This is a genomic window from Rhodococcus koreensis (assembly GCF_900105905.1).
GTDB classification, from domain to species: domain Bacteria; phylum Actinomycetota; class Actinomycetes; order Mycobacteriales; family Mycobacteriaceae; genus Rhodococcus_F; species Rhodococcus_F koreensis.
The window spans coordinates 148,973-171,628 of sequence record NZ_FNSV01000002.1 but is presented as its reverse complement, the minus strand read 5'-3'; the positions used below and the strand labels follow the sequence as shown (position 1 = coordinate 171,628).

Here is a 22,656-nt window from a genome sequence, read left to right as displayed (position 1 = left end):
ACCCCACCTCGTCTCCCGGCGTTCCGCGCCGGGAGACGGGACGGGTCGCTCCATCTCCCCGCCAGGAAGCCGTTGTAAATCAACAGCTTTCAAGACTGCTCTACACGGGACGGACCAGGCACCCCACGCGCCCGGCGCCGCCCGCGCCGGCACCCCGACACGTCGCTGGTACCCCCACATCACAAACCGGGGGACATGTCATCACACCAGGTCACAGCACCATCACATCCCGTAAAACCGACCCGTAACCCCCTAGCCTGGAAGGCATGGGAGAACCGACATCGGCGCAGAAACTCGACCCCACATGGGTCGACGAGTTCGTCGAGCGCTGGGGCAACGCCTGGAACGCCCACGACCCCGCACAGCTCCTCGAGCTACTCACCGACGACATCGTCTACCACGACTCCGCCTGGCCCACGATCATGCGCGGCAAAGCCGACGTACGCGAATTCCTCGACCACACCTGGCGCGCATTCCCCGACCTGACCTTCGAGCTGATCGCCGGCCCCCACATCGCCGGTGACGGCGCCCGCGCCGCCTACTGGTGGCAGGCCACCGCCACGCACCAGGGCCCCATCGACCCACCCGGCATCCCCGCCACCGGCAAGCACATCGAATTCGACGGCGTCGACATCCACGAATACCGCGACGGCAAAATCGCCACACTACGGATCATCTGCAACATGAACGACATCGCCATGCAGCTGGGCCTGCTCCCCGCACCCGGAAGCACCGCAGAAAAGATCATGGTCGGCATGCACAAACTCAGATCCCGCCTCACCCGCTCCTGAGCCACCCCGCACCGGGACGTGTCATCCTCCCAGCACAGAACGTGTCACCAGGAGCGCGGTCCTTACCGAGGTATCGAGCGGGCCGCGGGCACGACCTGCCCGAGTCGTTCACACAGAGACGGAGTGATCGCATGACCGACGTCGACCAACCGGCAGCCGGCGTGCGCCAGCAGCCCGGCACCCTGACCGACGTGCAGCTGCACCTCACCAACGCCGCCGCGGCACTCCGGGACGTGATCGTGTGAGCACCCCCGCCGACCTCGACGAGCAGGTAACCCAGGTCCGGGATGCGCTGCACGCCCTACGCCGAACCCTCCTCGACCTCGAGCGCACCTACGCAGCCCTCGACGCGCACACGCTCGACGTGAACGAGCCCGGCGACCCGACCACCGCACCGGAGACGTTGGAGAGCGCCGTCGACGCCCTCCGCGCCGCCCAGGACACCCTCGGAATCGCCGACGCCGACCTCGACGTGGCGAAGCGGCACACCGCACGGTTGACAGAACGCCAATGACCGCCGCCGCCGGTGCCGACCGATCCACTCGCCGATAACAGCAAAATGCCGGCAGCAGGCCCGCTCGGAAACGCTTCGGAACTGACCTCAGGCACCACACCCACCTGGGCTGTTGCAAACTGCTACAGTGGTGTCGAGAGGAAGGTGCACGACATGGCAGCCACATCCCCGACTCGAATCGACAACGAGCTCTACGCATCGGCGAAACTGGTCGGTGGACGGATGAGTCGCAGCGCCGCGCAACAGATCGCGCACTGGGCGCGGATCGGCCGCGAGCTGGAGGCCTCTCACAGCGTTTCCTACCGCGACGTCGCCGACGTGCTGGACGGACGACGCGACTACGACGAGCTCACCGACCGGGAACAGGCGGTCGTCCGCGCCGAATGGACCGAGCGCATCACCGAGCGCCGAGAAGGACTGAACCTGGCAGAACAGTTCGCCGACTCCGGCCGTTCCTACGTCGAGCTGGACCAACACGGGAACATCGTTCGGCACCCCGCACAAGAGGGCGGGTCGGCCGACGCTTGAGCCCCGATCCCGTCCTGCACGCCATCGCCGGACCGAACGGTGCCGGCAAGACCACGTTCTACGAACACGTACTCGGCCCTGTCACGCACCTGGACTTCGTCAACGCAGACGTCATCGCCGCCGCACGCTGGCCGAACGAGGCGGCAACCCACGCGTACGAAGCGGCCGCCCTTGCGGCCGAACAACGAGCACAGCGGATCGCCCAACGCCGATCGTTCGTCACCGAGACCGTGTTCTCCCACGAGTCGAAACTCGACCTGCTCCGCGCCGCCCAGCAGGCAGGATTCCACATAACCTTGCACGTGGTCCTGATCCCGGAGGAGTTAGCTGTCGCGCGCGTGGTCGACCGCGTGGCGAACGGAGGCCACCACGTACCCGAGGAGAAAATCCGGGCCCGGTTTGGGCGGTTGTGGCCCCTACTGCGGGCCGCGATCGCCGCCGCCGACCAAGCCTACGTATACGACAACACCACCACAGCCCACCCGTTTCGCCTGATCGCAACCTTCACCAACGGCAATCCGATCGACGACCCGACCTGGCCGTCCTGGACCCCGACCGCTCTCCGCACGGACAGCTAGCCTCCGGTGGGACCTGCACCGACGGGCACATCCGCCGCAACCAGATCGTCCGCGGTGAACCGGTCCGCCTCCCCTGCCCGGTCCCCGGTGCTCGACCAGGAATCGAAGTGCGCCCCGACGTAGGCGGCGTCGCCCAGATACGGGCGGCCGTAGTACCGGTTCAGCGCCGCGACCGCCGCAGCATCCAAGTCCATCGCAAGAGCGTGGGCAGCCGCAATGTCATACCCCGCACCCTCTCACCCCTCGGGCGCCGGCGCCCGAGAACCGAGCCGAAGTGGTCCCTACGCGCCCGGCCCGGGATCAGAGGCGGTGTCGGCCGCGGCGTTGACCTCCTCTGGCATAACCGGGCCTGAACTTTGCGCAACACCTGCAGCAGGTGGATTCCACATCGAATGGGAAGATCGGCGCGCGACTAACTCCCAAGACCGCGTTATCGAGTGTCGGCGGACATGAAAAACGGATCTGGCGCACTCTCCGTGATTCTGTTGTGGGGCTTGGCTATACGGCGTGAATCACTCGCTTGCGGAGGAGGTCGAGGTTGGCGCGTCCATACATTTGACGTTTGAGCATTTTAATGCGATTGACGTGGCCTTCGACGGCACCGGAACTGTGCGGCAGGGTCAGCCCCGCGGTGACGGCATCGAGGTCTCGGCGCAGACCCCGGACGAAGGACCGCAGCGCCGGTTGCCCGTCAGCGTCGACAGCAGTCATCCAGGTGGCGAGGTCGCCGCCACGGCGGTCGGTCATGATCTCGGCGAAATCGTGGACCAACTCTCGGGTGGTGGTCAGGGCAGGACTGCGTCCGAGTAGCGCGTTGAGCTGTTCACGTTCGTCGTCGGTGAGCCGGTCCGGACGGCGGGTAAGCCAGCCGGTGGTCTGCCGGATGGTGGGCGCGACCGCTGCCGGTGGCAGGGCGTTGTGTGCGTCGCGCAGCGGTTGCAGGTAGCGGCGGACGGTCTTGTCGCTTCCGCGATACCCACGTTCGACGATCTCACACGTGAGGCGGGCCGCATCGGTGCACCCGGCATTGAACCGCTCGTGCAGATAGGGTTTGAACTCGTCGAGCAGGCTTGTCCGGAAGCGTGTCTTGGCGAGCAACTCCTCGACGTCCGTGGCGCGGACGAACCTCCGTACCGTTCTCCGGTTCAGGGAGAGTTTCCGCCCGATCGCCGAGATCGACATACCAGCCGAGGCCAGTTCCTGTATCGCGGCGTGTCGTTCTCGGGTTCGGATCACCACTCGGCAGGGATCTGCCCACGTGACCTCGCCTAAGCCGATCGTCTCTTGATCCGGGCCCTTGTCTACTTCATCCGCCTCGGTCTCGCGGAGGACCGGGCGGAGATCGGCGCGGTGTCGGGTCACCGTTTTCTCCACCGCTTCGACGAGGTTGTGCCACAGGTGCCAGCGGTCGGCCACCTGGACGGCGTCGGGGGCGCCCGATCGGATGCCGTCGGCGTAGGCGCCGGCGCGGTCACGGCACACGATTTCGGTGCCGGGATGCTCCTTCAGCCAGGTCGCGACGGTCTCCGCGGTCCGATCGCCGAGCAGATCGATCGGTGTGCGGGTGGTCATATCGACCACGACCGTTCCATAGATATGCCCGCGGCGGATCGCGAAGTCGTCGATGCCCAGGACGCGGACGTCGCGGATCTTGGAGTCCGGTATCGCCCGGACGGCTCGGAGCAGGGTGTCACGGCCGACGCGGATCCCGAGCCGCGAGGCGAGGCGGGCCCCGGCCCGGCCGGCCACGGCCAACCCGATCGCGGAGATCACCGCGCCCAGCACCGGGGTTCTCCGCGCCCAGGGCTGAGTCAATCCGGGGATCTGTTCGGCGAAAGTCTTTGCCGCGCAGTCGGTGGTGTCGCAGAAGAATCGGCGGACTCGGATATCGATGGTGACGGGGTGCCCGCCGATCGCGGTGTCCGACAGCTGCCGGCGGTAGCGGGAATGCACCCGGGCGGACTCGCCGTCGCAACGCGGGCACCGACCGCGCCCGCCTGTCGGTTCCGCGGCGACACGGATGGTCGAACCCACCCTCCGGACGCCGGCAACGACGACACCCACCAGATGGGGCAACAATGCTCGCACACTCTCGAAATCACACGCCGATGATCCTCACCCGCCGCAGGTCAGCAGGCCGTGACGACACGCCCAGAATCTTCACACAAAGTGCGCCAGATCCTGAAAAACTGCCCATGGGCGGTCACGAAAGCGCCCGGTAGTGGCCACGAAACTGCCCGCTGACGGATACGAGTTTCTGCCCACTGGCGGACACGAAACTGCCCACTCGGGTGTCTCAGCTGTATGACACGTTCGATTTTCTTCCCGATCGCCTCCCCGGATCGGGGCCTCTCCTCGGGTTCGCTCGACGGTGCTACCACGCCGAAACGCGAGTCCTCGAGGAGAGGCCACTGTGAAGTCTGCCAAGGAAGCCATGGAAATTCTTGCCGCCTACGACCTGACGAAGTCGTATCGTGCCGCCGCCGCGTTGGCGGGGTGCTCGCATCACACCGTCGCCCGCCTCGTCGCCGAACGCGACAGCGCCGGTGGGCCGAGCACGCCGCGGGAGAGGAGACCGATGTTGATCGACGAATATCTACCGAAAATCGAAGAGTGGGTGGAACATTCGAAGGGCCGGGTTCGCGCCGACGTCGCCAATGACAAGCTGCTGGTCCTCGGATTCACCGGCACCGAACGCACTACCCGCCGTGCCGTGGCCCGGGTCAAGCGCGCCTACCGGCTCGGACACACCCGGGTGCACAGGCCGTGGGTGTGTTGACTGAACTACCGGAGTGTGGGTTCGTGTTCTTCGAGCTGGTCGCTGTGAGGCCCGGCTATGTTGCCTGACCATGTCTGAATCACGAGATGGAAATCGGAATCTGGAGTCGTTGAGGGTCGAGTTGGTCGGGTCGTTGGTGTCCACCGGCGATCCGTGGGAGCCGTTTCGGTTGGTCGATGCTTGTGGTGAGCCGGTGGGCGCGGTGACGGCGTATCTGGCCGAACTGCAGGCGGCGGGCCGGTCGACGGCAACGCAGCGTTCCTACGGGATGGACCTGCTTCGGTGGTTCCGTTTCCTGTCGGCAGTGGAGGTCGCGTGGCAGGAGGCGACCAGGGCCGAGGCGCGAGACTTCTCCCGATGGATTCAGATGGGCACCAAACCCGTTCGGCCGCATTGGCGTTCCTCCGACAAGCCTGCAGCGGCGACGATACCGACGCTTAACCCGGTGACCGGCAGGAGCTCGCCGGGTCGCACCTACGCCGTGGCGACCGTGGCGCACTCCGAAACGGTGCTGCGCGGCTTCTACGCGTTCCACGTGGAGGCCGGTACCGGGCCGTTGGCGAATCCGTTTCCGCTGGCCCGGTCCGGTCGCCCGAATGCGCATCACAACCAGATGGACCAGTTTCAGCGGCAGCGCGCCGGTCTGTATCGGCCCCGGCAGGTCAAGCGGATCCCTCGGCAGATTCCTGACGCGCTGTTCAATGAGTTGTTCGCTCGCTTGTCGTGTGATCGGGACCGGGCGTTGGTCGCGTTTTGGGTGTCCACCGGAGTTCGAGCGTCGGAACTGCTGGGAGTGCTGCAAGGCGGCGTCGATCCTGGCGGGCAGTTGATCACAGTGGTGCGCAAGGGGTCACGGGCGATGCAACAGGTCCCCGCGTCGCCGGACGCGTTCGTGTGGTTGCGGCTCTACCAGCAGCAGACACACGGCGTGGTGCCCGCCGGGCCGGATGACCCGGTGTGGTGGACGCTGAGACGGCCGTATCGTGCGTTGAACTACCACGCCGCCCGGGCGATGTTCGGCCGTGCGAACGCGCTGCTGGGGTCGAATTGGTCGCTCCACGACCTGCGTCACACCGCGGCCTATCGGCTGGCCCGCGACCCGCAGATGCCGATCACCGACGTGCAATGGGTGCTTGGCCACTCGTCGCTGACCACAACTCAGATCTACGTCAATCCGACTCCCGAAGACGTCGTCGAGGCGGTGCTGGCCCACCACCGACGACGAACCGAGCCGCTGCCCGAACCCGAGCAACCGCCGCTGAGATATCGGCAGGACAGCCTGGACGTGCTGTTCGGGCGGAGGACGTCATGACGACGGCAACCGTTTCCAGCGCCGGGAACACGAGAACATGGCAGCTCAGCCGGGAAGCGGAGGTGCTGCGTGAGAAATTTCCGCCCCGGCCGGCGCCGACCTCGTGGCCGGCAACCCGGCAGAGCCGCGGCACCGTCGAAGCCCGACTGGCGGGCGAACCATTTCGGGCCGAGGACTCGAACGCCCGCTATCACCGCAAGAAGTCGCTGCAGACGGTGCTGGACTGGCTTGAGCTGTATCCGGGCTCGTCGTGGCAGCAACGGTGGAACGCCACCGGCGCCGGGATCGACGGTCACCGGGACTGGCGCGTCAAGCTGCTTGCCGACCTGGACGACGCCGGGCTGCTCGGCGAGCAGCCCGGCTCGGTCCACAGGCTGTTGGGTATGGGGCTGATCCAGCTCATCGGTGGCGACTACGTGCGCCCGTCGCTGGGCTGGCTGATGGCCACGTCCTCGCCGCTGCGCATCGCCAACGAGATGGCCAAAGTCCGCGATCGTCATGGCCTGGCGCAGCTGCGGGCGGTCCGCACGTCGAGCACGGTGGGCGATGCGACGATGGTCCCGGCCATCGAGCGGGTGGCGCTGATGATGGCCGCCAAGGGCGGCACGGTCGCCGACGTCACCCCCGGCGACTGCATCGAATTGATGCAGACCAGCCGAGAGGTGTTCCCCGGACCCAACCGATCCAGTCGGCACAGCCCGCTCTTCTACCAGCTGCTGCATTCGATCGGGGCCTTCCCCGCGGATGCGCCGCCAACGGTGCGCATGTTCAGCAGCCTTTTCGCCGGCAAGCTGTCGGTCGAGCAGCTCGTCGACCGCTACGACCTGGCCTGTCGCCCGGTGCGTGAGCTGCTGGTGGACTACTTGCGCGAACGGCAACCCGCCGTCGACTACAGCACGTTGACCAACCTGGCCACCACGCTGACCCTGTGGTTCTGGAAGGACCTGGAACGACACCATCCGGGAATCGACTCGCTGCAACTGACCCCCGAGGTCGCCGCCGGGTGGAAACAACGAATCCGCACCCGCACGGTGCGGTCGAAAAACGAACACGGCGACGTCGTCGAGACGACGGTCGAACGCGACTCCGCGGCCGACATCCTGATCACCGTGCGCTGCTTCTACCTCGACCTGGCGCAATGGGCCGTCGACGACCCGGCCCGCTGGGGACCGTGGGCGGTGCCGTGCCCGATCCGGGCCGCCGACGTGCAGCACCGGAAGATGACTTCCCGCCGCAAGTCTCGCATGGACCAGCGCACCAGGGAACGCCTGCCCGCACTGCCCGCGCTGGCCACTGTCGTCGAACGAGAACGCAAGGCAGCCGCGGCCCGCCTCGAGGCAGCCCGGACGGTCGGACCTGGCGAGCAATTCACCGTGGAGGGCCTCACCCTGCGGCGCGCACGCCTGAAACGGCACTCGCCCCGCATCTGGGCCGAAGAACCCGACACTGGTCGACGACGTGACCTGAACCGAGAAGAGGACAACGCCTTCTGGGCGTGGGCCGCCATCGAAGTCCTGCGGATGACCGGCATCCGGGTCGAGGAGCTCACCGAGCTGACCCACCCCAGCCTGGTCCAATACCGCACACCTCACACCGGGGAACTCATTCCGCTACTACAGATTCCGCCGTCGAAGACCGATCAGGAACGCCTGCTGGTGATCTCACCGGAACTGGCCGATGTGCTGTCGGCGGTCGTCTGTCGCGTCCGCGGCAGCGACGGCAGTGTCCCTCTGGTGGTCGCCTACGACCACCACGAGAAGGTTTGGAACCCACCGATGCCGCTGCTGTTCCAACGCGCCATCGGCCTCGAGACCCGGCCGATCCCCATCGGCGGTGTCCGCGACCTGATCAGCGGCGCCCTGGCCCGCTCCGGTCTCACCGACACGGCGGGCCGACCGTTGGACTTCGCGCCCCACGACTTCCGCCGCCTGTTCACCACCGACGCAGTGATGAACGGGATGCCGCCCCACATTGCACAGCTGATACTCGGCCACCGCGACATCAACACCACCATGGGCTACAAGGCCGTCTATCCCGAGGAAGCTATCGATGGACACCGCGCCTTCATCGCCCGTCGCCGAGCCCTGCGGCCCAGCGAGGAATACCGCAGACCCACCGACGCCGAATGGGAGGAGTTCCTTGGCCACTTCGAGCGGCGACGACTGGCGCTGGGTGACTGCGGCCGCGCATATGGCACCGGCTGCATTCACGAGCACAGTTGCGTTCGCTGTCCGCTGCTGAGGGTCGATCCAGCCCAACGACACCGCCTGGTCGACATCCGCGACAACCTCATCACCCGCATCGCGGAAGCCGAGCACAAAGGCTGGGTCGGGGAAGCCGAAGGACTCCGGGTCAGCCTCGCCGCGACTAGGGAAAAACTCGCCGAGATCGGCACCGCCATCGCCAGAGGCAATGCCACAGTCGCACTCGGTATCCCCGGCTTCCGCGAACTCGCCGGCCGCACCGCGACAATCCCACACCACCCGACCACTCCCATCAGCCGGGAACATGACCAATAGTCGCCACCAACAGCAGGAACGGCACCTGGCCGCTAGTTCAGAGAAGATCACCGAACCCGGGCTCTGGTTGCAGTACGACTTCGGTGACGGCCCGGTCGTCGACGGCGCCAAGACGGTGCTGCTGTATGCGTGGCTGGCCTGGTGCCGGCACCGGGTGGTGATCCCGTTGCGGGACCGCACCGCCCCCTCCGTCTACGCGGGCCTGGACCGGATCTTCCGGCAGGTCGGTGGTGTCCCGACGTATCTGCTCACCGACAACGAGAAGATGGTCACCACCGAACACATCGCCTCGGTCGCCGTCCGCAACCCTGGCGTGGTCTCGTTCGCCCGGCACTACCCGTTGACTGAACAACGACACGCGTTTGCCCAGGTTGACGGGCTGGGACGGGATCGCTCGGTAATGTCCGGATTGTGAACGAAGACGAGGAGCGGCCACGGGATCTGGCGGCGCTGGCGGTGCCGTTGGTCGGTTCGCTGGAGGAGACCGGTGACCCGTGGTTGCCGTTCCGACTGATCGATCCGTCCGGGGCGGCGGTGGAGGCGGTGTCGGCCTACTTCCGTGATCTGCAGGCGGCCGACCGATCCGAGGCAACGATCCGCTCCTATGGCATGGATCTGCTGCGGTGGTTCCGGTTCCTGTGGGCGATCGAGGTTTCGTGGAACCGGGCGACGCGGGCCCAGGCCCGCGATTTCTGCCGCTGGATGCTTGTGGCGGGCAAGCCGTCTCGCCCGCATTGGCGCAGACCGCAGGAGGTGCCTGACCCGTCGTCGAGTCGGGATGCTTACGCGCCGTCGGTGCGTGCGCACTCGGAGACGGTGCTGCGCGGATTCTACGAGTTTCACCTGGATGCGGGCAGCGGACCGCTGGTGAATCCGTTCCCGCTGGACCGGTCGCGGCGGGGCCGACGAGCGCACGCCCATCACAATCCGATGGAGCCGCACCGCAACGAGCGGACGGGTAGGTATCGACCGGTGGTGCCCGACCGGATTCCCCGCAGCGTCTCGGACGCGGAGTTCAACGAGATCTTCGCCCGGCTTCCCTCGAACAGGGATCGGGCATTGGTCGCCTTCTACGTTTCCACCGGTGCGCGGGCCTCGGAGCTGTTGTCGGTCACGCAAGGCGGTGTCGACCCCGGCCGGCAGCTGATCACGGTGATCCGCAAGGGCAGCCGGGAGGCGCAGGAGCTGCCGGCGTCCACCGATGCGTTCGTGTGGCTGCGGCTCTACCAGGTGGAGATGGCCGGCCTGACACTCAAGGGGCGGCGGCAGCCGCTGTGGTGGACGTCTCGAACCCCGGTGCGTCCGTTGACTTATCATGCGGTGCACCGCATGTTCGAGCGGGCGGTCGACGCAGCGGGAAGCACGGTCACCTTGCACGCGCTGCGTCACACCGCCGCCTATCGGATGGCCGAGGACCCCGAACTGCCGCTGACCGATGTGCAGTTCGTCCTCGGGCACGCGCTGCTGACGACGACCCAGCGCTATCTGACGCCCCGCAAGCAAGACGTGATCCGGCGGATTCTGGCTCACCACGCGCAGCAGAACCGGAAGGCGGCCGAGCGGGCGGCCCCGCCACCCGCTCCTGGCTATCGGCCGGAGACACTGCAAGTGTTGTTCGGCGGCGCCGGATGACCACCATGAGCGTCGAAGAACCCCGGGATGTTTCGGCTGGGCGGACGGCAGCCGGCCCGTCGGCCCGGCTGCGCCCGTCGGCCCGGCCCCCAGCGGCGGACTGGCCGACGATCCGACAGGATCGTGACGCCGTCTGGGCGCGGCTGACGCGTGCGCCGTTCGCGCCGGACAGGCCCGGCAAGCGACACCCGAACGCCTACAAGACCGGGGTGGGCCTGCTGCTGGACTGGTTGGCAGAGCAGCCGGGCCGAACCTGGCAGGACCGGTGGCGGGCGAGCGGCGCCGACGCCGACGGTCGGTCCTGGCGGCATATCCCGATTGCATGGCTGCGCGATCACGGCCACCCTGCCGGTTGGCTGCACGACTGCTTCTTTCGGGCGCTATATACGGCGGTGGCCGCCGACCTCATCCGGCCGTCGTTGACATGGCTGGTCACCGCCAGCTTCCGGGGCGGATCTCTGGTCAACGTCCTGGCTCAGTGCCGTGATGCTGAGGGGTTCGCGCGGCTGCGAGCGCTATGCTCGGCCGATCCGGACGTGTCCCCGGCGGCGGCGACTCGCACCGCCTACCGCGCCGCACTGATACTCGCCGCCAAGGGCGGCACCCTGGCCGATGTCACCACCGGCGATGTCCTCGAGCTGCTCGAGGCAGAGGCCGACGCCCGCGGAACCTCGGTCGGTGCCACCCACCTGTTCTACCGGACCCTGCGCACTATGGGGGTCTTCGCGGAGAACGCACCGGCGACGCTGAGGGAGCTGCGCACTGCCGGGCAGCGCACGCCGGAGGAGATGATCGACCGCTACGGGCTGGCCTGCCGTCCGATCCGGGATCTGCTGGTCGATTACCTGCGCGAACGCCAGCCTGTTCTGGACTACACCAGCCTGCACTCACTCGCCGGCTATCTCGGTGGCCTGTTCTGGGCCGACCTCGAGCGTCACCATCCGGGCATCGACAGCCTCCACCTGTCCGCGGCGGTCGCCGACGCCTGGAAGCAACGGCTGCGCACCGTCCCCAAGACGATCCGGACACCCGACGGGAAGAAGGTGCAGACCACCGCCGCGCGGATCAACTACCGCGAATGCCTGACCCCGGTCCGAGCGTTCTATCTCGACCTGGCCCACTGGGCCGTCGAGGACCCGGCCCGCTGGGGACCGTGGGTCGCCCCGTGTCCGGTCGGGAGCGAGGAGATCAACAGGCGAAAAGACAAGCGTCACCGCAAGTCCCGCATGGACGCCCGGACCCGGGAGCGGCTGCCCGTCCTGCCGGTCCTGGTCCGCAGCGTTGACCAGCGACGCAAGGACGCCGCGGCGATACTCGACGAGGCCCGCCGAACCCAGCCCGGCGAGGCCTTCACCGCCGCCGGGCAGACGCTGATCCGCCTCGCCCCGACACGCTCGGCGGCCGCCAAGATCTGGGCGCAGGATTCGGCGAACGGCGAACGCCGGGACCTCGGCCGGGAGGAAGAGCACGCGTTCTGGACGTTCGCCGCCGTGGAAGTGCTGCGGGCCACCGGCATCCGCATCGAGGAACTCTCCGAACTGTCCCACCACAGCCTGGTCCAATACCGGCTTCCCACCACCGGAGAGGTGGTGCCGCTGCTGCAGATCGCCCCGTCCAAGACCGACACCGAACGACTGCTGGTGGTCAGCCCCGAACTCGCCGACGTGCTCTCCGCGATCATCTGCCGGGTCCGCGGCACCACCGGCGCGGTCCCGCTCGTCTGCGCCTACGACGACAGGGAACGCGCCTGGTCGCCGCCACTGCCGCTGCTGTTCCAGCGCCGCTACGGCTACGAACACCGAGCGATCAGCGCCAGCACCATTCGTGACATGCTCACCGCGGCTCTCGCCCACACCGGCCTGGACGACCCCACTACCGGTGACCCAATCCGGTTCACTCCCCACGATTTTCGAAGGATGTTCATCACCGACGCCATCCTCAACGGGCTGCCACCACACATCGCCCAGATTATCGCAGGCCACCGCGACATCAACGTCACCCTCGGCTACAAGGCGGTCTATCCCGACGAGGCCATCCAATCCCACCTGGCCTTCCTCGCCCGGCGGCGGGCACTGCGCCCCACCGACGAATACCGCGTCCCCACCGACAAGGAATGGCAGGAATTCCTCGGTCACTTCGAGCGACGCAAGGTCTCCATCGGAACCTGCGGCCGGGCCTTCGGATCGGCGTGCATTCACGAGCACGCCTGCGTCAGATGTTCACTGCTCTGGCCCGATCCCGACCAAAGACCCCGCCTGGCCGAGATCCGCGACAACCTCGCCGCCCGGATCACCGAAGCCAACCGCGAAGGCTGGCTCGGCGAAGTCGAAGGACTCCAAGTCAGCCTCGCCGCCGCCGAAGACAAACTCGCCCAAATCGACAAACGCACCCTCAACACCGGGACCGTCGAACTCGGAAACCCGACCCTCCCCAAGGATTCCTGACTCAGGGCGAGACGGCCAACTAGCCGTCCCCGTCAAGTTCAGAGAATACGGCCTGGTCGTCAAGACCTGCCTGCCCGCCGACCCGGCCACCAAGGGCGGGGTGGAGAACACCGTCAAACTCGCCAAGGCCGACCTGGTGCCCACCGACCACAATCTCGCCGCCCAGTACGACAGTTTCGACGACCTCGAGGCCGCCTGCACGCAGTTCTGCCACCAGGTCAACACCCGCATCCACCGCACCACCCGCCGCATCCCGGCGGAGATGCTCGCCGAAGAACGGCTTCACCTGCACCCGGTCCCGGCCGCCCCGCACACCGCGACCTGGGGTGTGACCCGCACGGTCCCGGACAACACACCGATGGTGTCCTTCGAGAACGGCCAGTACTCGGTGCCGCACACCCTGCGCGGGCAGACGGTGTGGGTCCGCGCGCACGGCGCCGGTGTCTCCGAGCGGATCGTCTTCGTCCACCACGGCGAGGGTGGCCCGGTCGAGGTCGCCCGTCACCGGCGGGCCCGCCCCGGCTCCCCGCAGATCTGCGACGAGCACTTCCCGCCGCCTCCTGCCGGGGTCCTCGACCGTCACCCGATCCCACGGACCGACGCCGAACGCGCCTTCTGCGACATCGGTGCCGGTGCCCGGCTGTGGTTGTGTGAGGCCGCCGAGGCCGGCACCGGGAAGATCCGCGTGAAGATGGGCAACGCGGTCACCCTGGCCAAGCTGCTCGGCGCCGAACGGGTCGACTGGGCGCTCGGACACGCCGCCGCCTACGGCCGCTTCGCCGAAGGCGACCTGATGGCGATCCTCGACGCCCACCCCACCGGCGCCGCCTCGGACACCACCCACCGCGCCGACGAATCGCGGTCCCTGGCCCAGGGCACCGCCGGGTGGGCCCGGTTCGGCGCTGCCCCGATCCTGACCGAACTCGCCGACCCCGACGGCACCGGCGACACCGGCGACACCGAACCCTAACGCCGACCACACGCAGGGCTATCTAAATCCACTGTGCTGCAACAGCATCAGAACGTCATGCAAACACCGACCACAGGAAGGTTGTTCTCGTGAGCACTGCACCACCGTCGGCGCCGCCGTTGCCGGCCGACCTGGAAACACTGCTGCACCGGCTGCGGCTGCCGCACATCCGCCGCGCCGCCCCCGACGTGCTGGCCACCGCCCGCGCCCAACGGTGGGAACCGGCCGAGGTCCTCAAGGCGTTGCTCACCGAGGAGGCCGCCGGGCGGGAACGCTCGGCGCTGGCCACCCGCCGCGCCGCCGCGGCGTTTCCCACCGGCAAGACCTTCGACGCGTGGAAACCGGAACTGTCGTCCATCCCGGCGCCGACCCAGCAGGCGCTACGGACCCTGGAATGGATCGACCGGCGGGAGAACCTCGTGGTCTGCGGCCCGTCCGGCACGGGCAAGACATTCTTCCTCGAGGCCCTCGGCCAACACGCCGTCGAACACGGACGAAAGGTGTTGTGGTTCACCCTCGAAGACCTAGCATTCCTTCGTGTGGGAGCCGATTTCCATCGTCGGCGCGCCCGGACGTGGGCGTTGGCCGCCTGCGAGGCGTGGTCGAGTTCGGCGACCTTGTCGATCGTGACCGCGAGACCCTTCGCCGCCACGAGGGCACGGGTCGCTACGTCGGGCGTGAGGCCGCCGCGATCGGCGTCGCGACACCTTTTGGCGAGCAGCCACGCGCCGAGATGCACCTCCCGCTGGGGGCGGACTCTTGTTTCCCCAACTCGACGACACACATAATTCGGCTCTCAAAGTTTCGAGTTACCGAATCGAGATAGGTCAGCATCCAGACCAGCAAATGATCTTGAACTGTCAGACCATCCACGCGGAAAATGACATTCAGGGCACTGCCAGTGAGGAACCGACGCGGCGCAGACACGACCGGAAGATCCAAGTACAGCGAGAGGGGTCCGCAGGTAAAGGACGGGCCCCCTCTCTGCCGCCACAGAGCCAGTTCAGTTACTGGCCAGCGTTACTAGCCGCTGAGCGACCCAGCAGAACCCGAGAAGAAATCGAGAACGCCGAGAAGAGTGGAGACGTTCGAGAAAAAGTCGGCCAAGAAAGCGAGGTCCATCGTTGCAACTCCAGTTCGATTGTTCAGAGAATCGTGACACACAGCACACGATGTGAATATTTATACCGGCCAGATAACAATTCCGCAACGACAAATTTGCGGTCAACCAGCAAGAGTGAAATCCGGCCCCGCACCGAGAAGAGGGCACATCGCGGTCCGAGTCCGCGATGGGGTGGTGGAACTCGGATCTATGGTCAAGACCTCGGTGTCGGCAAAGACCAGCCGCCCATCATCGACCGCGACCGCCCACCGATGCACCGGCGCCCACTGGTGACCACCACCCCCGGTCCGGCTCACTGCCGCGTTGTCCTCGATGATCTCCCCGATGACATCGGCCGCGGCGCTCCCGCGGACCAGCACCCGGCACCCGGCACCCGGCACGCGAGCGGACCTGCACGAACACCGGCCCCGGCGATCATCCCATCGTTGTTCCGATCGCGTCGCCGGCGGAGTGCGGATGGCGCACTTATCGGTCTGCAGCAAGCATGCGCGATCGTCCCGGTAGGTTGAGCGCACTAATCCTTACGGTCGGGCGGTCCGGGTGACGGGAACGTCGGTGCGGGCCGCCCGGATCCGCATCATGCCGGAGTGCCGGGTGGTCGGCATAATCCCCGGCAGCAGGAACCCCCACATCTCGTCGACCCGCTGCTCGAGATCCACGCGATGGGTCAGAACCTGGGACACGGTCTGGACCCCGGTGAACGCGCCGATGACGAACCGCGCGAACGTCGGCGGGTCGATGGTCTCGACAAGATCGCCCTCGGCGACCGCACGGGCCGCCAACCCTTGACAGGCGGCGATCCAATCCAGATACGGGCCCGCGGGGCCACGGTCGTCGGCGCTGAGCTCGAGGGTGATGCGGATCCCGGCCCGCACAATCGGGTCCTGCACGATCTGCCGGGCCATCTCATGACACAGCATCACGATCTGCTCGATCGCCGACGCCTCCTGCGCGGCGATCGCCTGCACCGCGGAGATCGAGATCCGGTGCTGCTCGGCGATGATGTGCCGGGCCAAATCCTTCTTGGACCGGAAATGAAAATACAACGCCCCCTTCGTCATGCCCGCCGCCTCGAGGATCTCGACGAGACTGGCACCCTCGAACCCGGACCTGTCGAACATTTCCGCCGCCCCGCGGACGATCTGCGCGCGGGTCACCGCCGCCCGTTGCTGTTGAACCATCTACCGCACCTTCCGTGCCATTCGCCACTGCAGCCCGGTACCTTTCGCTCGCACCCCTGCAGCCTGCGCGACGCTACCACCGGCACCGGTGCGCCTCACCTCAGGAAAAACCCGCGTCCACACGCGCGGGCGCCGACACCGGCTCACACGAAAACAGACCACCGGGGCGCTTTTTCGGTGAACTCCGCCCGCCCTCTCGGGGCGTCGCAGCTCCCACGTGTCGTCATCGGTGGTCGCGGCACTGCCCGGCGATCTCGTCAACTCCCCACCGACGTATCCCCGGGCAAGAGCAGATCCGCCCACCGGCACTGCGGCCCAAGGACACACACACCAACGCCAACCCGGAATCGGACAACGTCTGCCACAGCTGCTCACCCACAGGCGACCCCATACCACCCATTCAACCGCACCACACCGCACCACACCGCACTGACACGAGGTCCATACCAACCAGTCCGACCTCAAACACCCGCACCCACCACCGGGCGCCGTGCACCACACGCCGACCATCTCTCTACGTCCGGACGAGCGGAGTTCGGGGATCGCTGCCGGCCAAATCGATCGGTCAGGCACCAAATCCGCCCCGTTAGAACCAACGCCCACACTTGAATGCGTCATTTCGAATCGGCGATTCTGCGCCGACGGCCGCCAGCCGTGTATCGGACAACCCGAGAAATCCATGTGGCGTGGATCACACTTAGGACACCGGGACAGACGGCGGATCTACCATTTCCTCGCACCGGAACACGAAGCAGCGGGTGAACAAACGGATACCGCGGCCGCCAAACCCCCACTGGCTAGCAGGGATTGATGCACTGCGCCGCCGAAAACGTCCCTTGCCGCCAGACGATATGCCTTCCTGTAGATCCGGTCGAAATCCTCACACCCAGCAAACGTCCGAGGAGACATCAGCGACGCCAATCATCCAGGTACACCGACGCGGAACCCCCGCCGCTCCAACGGAGCGGGTCGCCTCACGGACGCACACTGCGTGACGAGCGCGGTCAGGATTGACGTGGCGGGTACCTGTTACATGTCCCGGCGAGGCTCGGTCGGAGCGGACGATACTCCGACCGGGTCGCTTCGGCTCACCTGGATGCCATCGCATCTCGGGCGACCACTGACGCGCGTATACCATTGGGGCCGAGATAGTTTCATGTTCCGGTGATACTCTATCCGCGCGGGGGCAATTTCGTTTGTGCAGCCGGCCCCCGGCGGCAGGTGCGAACCGCCAAAATTGCACACTTTCGGCACATGCCGTCACCGTCACCCGACACAGATCAGTGCACCCACGACCGCTACTGCGACCAGCGAGGCGCCGCCGCAGATCAGCCACGCTCGGGTTGCCAACTGCCGCCACCGATCACACCGCACTTTTACATCCGCAACAGCGACCGCCCACCGGATTCGGATACGATGCCCGGGACTCCGCAGGGCGGCGGACCTTCGCGTCCGCTCGTGCCGCCAGACCAAACGAGACGGGCACCACCAGAAGCGCCACCACCAGCAGACCAACCATGAGAGCTACGCCCGTCCCGAACATCATCGTCCCTTCCACAGCATCAGGGCCCGTCACGGGTATCGCGCGCTGATTTGCCGGCCACGCTGAGCCACGGGCAGAACCACGCCCCTGTCGCTCTATCCCCGAACTGCCACCACGTGTTTCACTCTGCAACGCCAGGCGCCGGCGCAGGACCACAGACGCCGCGGGCCTACACGCCGGGCATCGGGAACTTCCACACCGCCACCACAACGACGCCCATGATCAGACCGGCGTACAGAACAGTGCCAACCACACCGACCCGCAACGTATTCAGCACAGTTGCACCCATGCTCTCGGTATTTCGTGCCATGACAACTCTTCTCTCACGTGCAGATATTCTCGATTGCCACGTCGACGGCGGCGTACCAGTTACCTTGGACCGACGTCGACACCTGCACATCGGCCGAACTACGTACACCCATACCCGAAATCGGGTCCGAAGGATTGGGTCTGGGCACAGCACAAGACCACTCGAGATCACACTTACTGGTCGGTTATTGAGTGATGCGAAAATAGTGCAATGGCGTGGATCACACTCTCTGGACTTCCAGGCTCCGGCTCACGAAGATCAGTGATGCGCTGCTCGTTACGACGTGCAGGTTGTCCGTGTAGCGCCCCTGCCAGCTGATGTACATCGTTGGCGGGGGCTGCGCTTGGCCGCTAAACCACACATAAACCGGTGCCGCCGCCCCATGGGCCCTTCGACGCGGCGACCCTCGGCTGACGCGTCACCCACGAGGCGAGTCACTCCTCCCCCATCCCCTTCGCCTACTTCTGTGCACGCTGGTCCGCGATGGTCGTGCGCTTGGTGCGGCGCAGGTGCCGGCCGACGACGTGGTGGATCCGCGTCAGCCGGGTCACCCGCTTGCGGTTGATCCTGCGTCCGCGGGACCGGAGTTCGGCCTGCGCGCGCGGGGCCGCCGTAGGCGCTGCGGTGCTCGGCATCGGTGGCGCGGATCTCGGCGACCGTCGTGGCCTCCTCGGCCTGGCGCTCGACCCGGGCCGGCTCGGTGGCCGGGTGCTTGTAGTAGCCGGAGCGGGAGGTCCCGAGCACCCGGCACAGCCGCTGCACGCCGAACTTGGCGCGATGAGCGGAGATGAAGTCCCAGCGGCGGGTCTTCACTTCACCTCCTTGGCGAAATACGCTGCTGCCCGACGCAGAATCTCGCGTTCGAGCTGCCATTCCTTCTCCGCACCGCGCAGCCGAGCATTCTCCGCGCGCAGCCGCGCGAGCTCGTCCGCCTCGGTCCCGTCGGCGCCGGTACTGCGGTCCTGCGACCGCCCGTTCCGGGCGGTGTCCTTACGGACCCACGTCCGTAGCGTCTCGCCGCTGATGCCCACATCCGCGGCCACCGCCGCGTACGTGCGTTTGCCGTCGGCCGCGCGGTACAGCGCGACCGCGTCTTTCCGGAATTCCTCCGTGTACAGAGACTGGCGTCCCACCTCGACATCCCTCCTGGCTCTCCTGGAACCATTGTCCGGGGTGTCCACTCCCAGGGGCCACCTCAGACTGCCCGCGATGGCATCTTCCATCGTGCCGACCTCCACGGTCCGCCGCAGTTCTTACCGAGCGGGGTCAACAACCCCTCGAACGGTGTCCGGTAGCGCGGTGTCAGGATGGTGGCTTGGCTCGGTGGCAGTGCGTCCGATCCGGACGGCGGCCAAGTCATGTCGCGAAGCGGGTCGGGTCTTCGAACGAACGCCAGTACTGCACGATGATCGGCGACGGCAAAAGGGCCTGCTCGTATCCCAACAACCCGTTCTCCGGGTGGGCAAGTATGTCAGTATCTTCGGCATCGCGGCGAAGACCGGCCACCAGGTCCGGAACTTCCAGGGCTTGTTGATTCGCGCTCCGATCAGGTACACGACAATCTCGTCGCCGAGGACGGAAACGTCGGCCGTGAAGCGGCCGCGGTGGATGTCGGCCATGGGCGGTACCTCTCGCGGGTGCGAGCGACATGGTCGGTCGCGGGTGCGTTGCCGGTTCGGGATCGTCTCCGCCCGCGTTGTGTGGCGAAGCGATCGGGTGTTCCCCGCCATCCCGAGGTCCCGGCGACGAAAAGGGGGCTCCCACGGTTCAGGCCGTGGTGGGGCATGTGCCCTCCGGTGAATGCGTGGACCCGAGCTGAGAGTGGGCTGCTTCCGTCCGGTCCTGTAGTGAGTATGCGACGGCAGACCGTGGTCCCGATATCCCCCCGAGTGTGGGATGGTTTCCGGCCCGGCCCAAGGCTGACACTGGCGGTAATCACCAGTCATGCCGACACGGGCGCGACGGGCACGGCAATCGCAGTCACGCCGGTGCCGCAGCGCCGCGCCGGCCCGGAATCGCTCACGCCGACACGGCAAGGGCCAAGCGCATCTCGGCGTGTCGCATCCGACACCAACCTCGGAAAAAGGGGCCAGAACATGCGAGATCACCGTTTGCGCCGCGCCGTGGGACTGATACTCGCGGTCTGTGTGACCGTGGCCGGGTGCAGCGCCGCCGCCGGACCGGAGGGCAGCCGCACGTATTTCGGGTCGGCTGCGCGCGTCGGCGAGGGGGCGGTGCGGACGTTCGACAACAAAGCACGAGTGGGTATGACGTGGCAGGCACGCCAGAGAGTACTGCTGACTTCACCAGCGTAAATGTCACACTGCCGACCATCGGCAAAGGTGGCGTCCTATCGCCGCAGTTCAGAGACCTGGATTTGGCTCGCTCCTCTTCACCCAGCCGGTCCTGCGCCCGCCGGCATCCTCGGCCGTCGCCCCTCGCTCTCGTACCCGCCGGTTCGGTGTGTCGTTGTCGAACGTCGCGGCGCGATGCGTTCGTTCGCGCGTGCTGAATAGTATTCACGCCGCCGGATGTGCTGCGCCGGGCCGGTAAGGGCATGCAGAGAATTAAATCGTAACATTCGGTGTTTTCGGACTATATTGTGGTATGGGCGATTTCGTTGTGACTGTGGAGGATCTGGCGGCGAAGTTCGCGGTGGTGTTGCCGCATTTGGATGAGCGGCAGCGTCGGCTGGTGTTGGGCGCGGAGGCTCGGATGTTGGGGCGCGGCGGGGGTCGGGCCGTGGCACGGGCGGCGGGGGTGCGGGAGGCGACGGTGTCGGCGGGGGTGACGGAGTTGGAGTCCGGGCAGGCTCCGCTGGGGCGGGTGCGCCGGGCGGGTGGTGGCCGCAAACGAGCGGCCGAGGTCGACCCCGGCCTGGTTCCGGCGTTGTTGGCGTTGGTGAAACCGGACCAGCGGGGCGATCCGATGTCGCCGCTGCGGTGGACCGCGAAGTCGACGTACAACCTCGCGGACACGTTGACCGGTCAAGGACACAAAGTCGGCGCGGATGTCGTCGGGGACCTGCTGCGGCAGGAGGGTTTCAGCTTGCAATCCAACGCCAAAACCCTGGAGGGCAAGCAGAGCCCCGACCGCGACGCCCAGTTCAATTACATCAACGAGCAGGTCAAAGACCATCAGGGTGGTGGGCAGCCGGTGGTCAGCGTCGATACGAAGAAAAAGGAATTGGTCGGACCGTACAAGAACAACGGTGCCGAATTTCAGCCGAAGGGTGAACCGGAACGGGTCGACACCCACGACTTCCCCGGCGAGCTGGGCAAGGTCGCGCCCTACGGGATCTACGATTTGTCCGAAAACGCGGGTTGGGTCAACGTCGGCACCGACCACGACACCGCCGCCTTCGCCGTGGAATCGCTGCGCCGCTGGTGGCGCGGTGTCGGTGCCGTGAACTACCCCGACGCCACGAGACTGTTGGTCACCGCGGACTCCGGCGGCTCCAACAGTTCCCGCACCAGGGCGTGGAAAACCGAACTCTCCGCACTCGCCGCCGAAACCGGCCTCGCCATCACGGTCTGCCACTTTCCGCCCGGCACCTCCAAATGGAACGCCATCGAGCACCGCCTGTTCTCCCACATCTCCATGAACTGGCGTGGCAGACCCCTGACCAGCCATGACGTCATCATCAACACGATCGCGGCGACCACCACCCGCACCGGACTACGCGTACACGCGCAACTCGACACCGGCACCTATCCGATCGGCATCAAAATCAGCGACCAGCAACTGGCCGCCATCCCGATCACTCGCCACGAATGGCACGGCGACTGGAACTACACACTGCATCCCACTCCCATCGACTCGCTCCCCGCCGAGCCCACCACCCACAGCGAACCCGCCACACCGCCCCAGCGACCCGACCTGCAGTGGCTACACGCCGCCGAACTGACCGGACTGACACCGACCCGATGGACCCAACTCATCGACGAACTCACCCCTGTCCATCGGGCGCAACACCCCAACCCCACCCGAACCAACGGACGCAAACCCGCACTCACCCTCGCCGACCGCACCGCCCTCACCCTGCAACAACAGCGATTCTCCACACCCGCCACCGTCCTCGCCGAGCTGACCGGACTCAGCGCTACAGCCATCCGCAACGCCGTCAAGCAGACCCGGCCCCTACTCGACCTGGTCGGCCACACAACCGAACCCACAGGCATTAAACTCGACACCGCAACCGACATAAGAGAATTCGCGGCCAACGCAAGCAGACACGCCGCAATCTAGCCAGTATTGCGTGTTATTTATCTGCACGCCCTAAGGCCAATTCGGCGTCGACCCCCGGAGTGGCCCGGACACCCGCCGTTCCGAATGAACGTTCAGTGTCCCCCGCCCCCGGCTCGACCTCATATTTCGTCACTGTGACGAAATGGGGTGCCCGACCCGCACGTGAATCATCGCCCGGGCGGTG

At 66.6% G+C, this 22,656-nt stretch carries 16 protein-coding genes and 5 pseudogenes; 14 read left to right on the top strand and 7 right to left on the bottom strand.

Annotated features, from left to right (window positions below; all coding sequences use genetic code 11):
* Positions 1-266: 266 nt before the first annotated feature.
* The 4 genes from BLV94_RS01615 to BLV94_RS01600 all read left to right on the top strand — a co-directional run bounded on the left by BLV94_RS01615 (position 267) and on the right by BLV94_RS01600 (position 2,411).
* Complete coding sequence (locus BLV94_RS01615; RefSeq protein ID WP_072947472.1) at positions 267-791, top strand: ester cyclase; 525 nt, start codon at positions 267-269, stop codon at positions 789-791.
* A 241-nt stretch (positions 792-1,032) separates the two neighbouring features.
* The gene (locus BLV94_RS01610) at positions 1,033-1,305 is read left to right on the top strand and encodes a hypothetical protein (protein ID WP_072947473.1); all 273 of its coding nucleotides are present in this window, start codon (positions 1,033-1,035) and stop codon (positions 1,303-1,305) included.
* A gap of 153 nt (positions 1,306-1,458) precedes the next feature.
* A complete protein-coding gene (locus BLV94_RS01605; protein ID WP_072947474.1) occupies positions 1,459-1,833 on the top strand; it encodes a TA system antitoxin ParD family protein in 375 nt (124 codons plus the stop codon).
* Entirely contained in the window at positions 1,830-2,411 is a 582-nt protein-coding gene (locus BLV94_RS01600) for an ATPase (RefSeq protein ID WP_072947475.1), read from the top strand. The genes BLV94_RS01605 and BLV94_RS01600 overlap by 4 nt, the downstream gene beginning before the upstream one ends.
* Here the strand turns inward: BLV94_RS01600 and BLV94_RS01595 are convergent.
* Together BLV94_RS01595 and BLV94_RS01590 are read right to left on the bottom strand one after the other, a co-directional pair.
* Positions 2,408-2,605, bottom strand: coding sequence for a DUF6308 family protein (locus BLV94_RS01595; protein ID WP_244163407.1), 198 nt, complete (start codon positions 2,603-2,605; stop codon positions 2,408-2,410). The genes BLV94_RS01600 and BLV94_RS01595 overlap by 4 nt on opposite strands.
* Positions 2,606-2,909: 304 nt before the next feature.
* Positions 2,910-4,499, bottom strand: coding sequence for an ISL3 family transposase (locus BLV94_RS01590; RefSeq protein WP_072947476.1), 1,590 nt, complete (start codon positions 4,497-4,499; stop codon positions 2,910-2,912).
* Between the two features lie 325 nt (positions 4,500-4,824).
* Here BLV94_RS01590 and BLV94_RS01585 point away from each other — a divergent pair.
* From BLV94_RS01585 to BLV94_RS52290, 8 genes and pseudogenes are all read left to right on the top strand, one after another.
* Positions 4,825-5,184, top strand: a pseudogene (locus BLV94_RS01585) (IS21 family transposase); the annotation flags it as partial.
* Positions 5,185-5,260: 76 nt separating this feature from the next.
* Entirely contained in the window at positions 5,261-6,502 is a 1,242-nt protein-coding gene (locus BLV94_RS01580) for a tyrosine-type recombinase/integrase (protein ID WP_072947477.1), read from the top strand.
* Entirely contained in the window at positions 6,499-9,021 is a 2,523-nt protein-coding gene (locus tag BLV94_RS01575; protein WP_072947478.1) for a tyrosine-type recombinase/integrase, read from the top strand. Before BLV94_RS01580 ends, BLV94_RS01575 begins: the two co-directional genes overlap by 4 nt.
* 46 nt (positions 9,022-9,067) lie before the next feature.
* Positions 9,068-9,358, top strand: a pseudogene (locus BLV94_RS01570) (IS21 family transposase); the annotation flags it as partial.
* Positions 9,359-9,432: 74 nt separating this feature from the next.
* Positions 9,433-10,653 (top strand): tyrosine-type recombinase/integrase, encoded by a 1,221-nt coding sequence (locus BLV94_RS01565; RefSeq protein ID WP_011600104.1) that lies wholly within the window; start codon positions 9,433-9,435, stop codon positions 10,651-10,653.
* On the top strand, positions 10,650-13,097 hold the full coding sequence (locus tag BLV94_RS01560) for a site-specific integrase (RefSeq protein ID WP_011600105.1): 2,448 nt from the start codon (positions 10,650-10,652) through the stop codon (positions 13,095-13,097). The genes BLV94_RS01565 and BLV94_RS01560 overlap by 4 nt, the downstream gene beginning before the upstream one ends.
* A gap of 40 nt (positions 13,098-13,137) precedes the next feature.
* Positions 13,138-14,067, top strand: a pseudogene (locus tag BLV94_RS01555) (Mu transposase domain-containing protein); the annotation flags it as partial.
* Positions 14,068-14,156: 89 nt separating this feature from the next.
* Positions 14,157-14,603 (top strand): annotated as a pseudogene (locus tag BLV94_RS52290) (ATP-binding protein); the annotation flags it as partial.
* Positions 14,604-15,291: 688 nt separating this feature from the next.
* Here the strand turns inward: BLV94_RS52290 and BLV94_RS50190 are convergent.
* From BLV94_RS50190 to BLV94_RS51940, 5 genes and pseudogenes are all read right to left on the bottom strand, one after another.
* On the bottom strand, positions 15,292-15,570 hold the full coding sequence (locus BLV94_RS50190) for a hypothetical protein (protein ID WP_095864205.1): 279 nt from the start codon (positions 15,568-15,570) through the stop codon (positions 15,292-15,294).
* 141 nt (positions 15,571-15,711) lie between these two features.
* Positions 15,712-16,371 carry a ScbR family autoregulator-binding transcription factor gene (locus BLV94_RS01540; RefSeq protein WP_072947480.1) on the bottom strand — a complete coding sequence of 220 codons (660 nt, stop codon included), beginning with the start codon at positions 16,369-16,371 and terminating at the stop codon, positions 15,712-15,714.
* A gap of 1,712 nt (positions 16,372-18,083) precedes the next feature.
* Positions 18,084-18,224: a hypothetical protein gene (locus BLV94_RS49205; protein WP_167372092.1), complete on the bottom strand. Its 141-nt coding sequence runs from the start codon at positions 18,222-18,224 to the stop codon at positions 18,084-18,086.
* Positions 18,225-18,691: 467 nt separating this feature from the next.
* A pseudogene (locus BLV94_RS47620) lies at positions 18,692-19,357 on the bottom strand (transposase); the annotation flags it as partial.
* A 120-nt stretch (positions 19,358-19,477) separates the two neighbouring features.
* The gene (locus tag BLV94_RS51940) at positions 19,478-19,843 is read right to left on the bottom strand and encodes a monooxygenase family protein (protein WP_072947482.1); all 366 of its coding nucleotides are present in this window, start codon (positions 19,841-19,843) and stop codon (positions 19,478-19,480) included.
* 477 nt (positions 19,844-20,320) lie between these two features.
* Here BLV94_RS51940 and BLV94_RS48275 point away from each other — a divergent pair, with 477 nt between their 5' ends.
* Together BLV94_RS48275 and BLV94_RS01510 are read left to right on the top strand one after the other, a co-directional pair.
* Entirely contained in the window at positions 20,321-20,539 is a 219-nt protein-coding gene (locus tag BLV94_RS48275) for a hypothetical protein (protein WP_143051297.1), read from the top strand.
* A 292-nt stretch (positions 20,540-20,831) separates the two neighbouring features.
* Positions 20,832-22,472 carry an ISAzo13 family transposase gene (locus BLV94_RS01510; RefSeq protein ID WP_074933489.1) on the top strand — a complete coding sequence of 547 codons (1,641 nt, stop codon included), beginning with the start codon at positions 20,832-20,834 and terminating at the stop codon, positions 22,470-22,472.
* Positions 22,473-22,656: the final 184 nt, after the last annotated feature.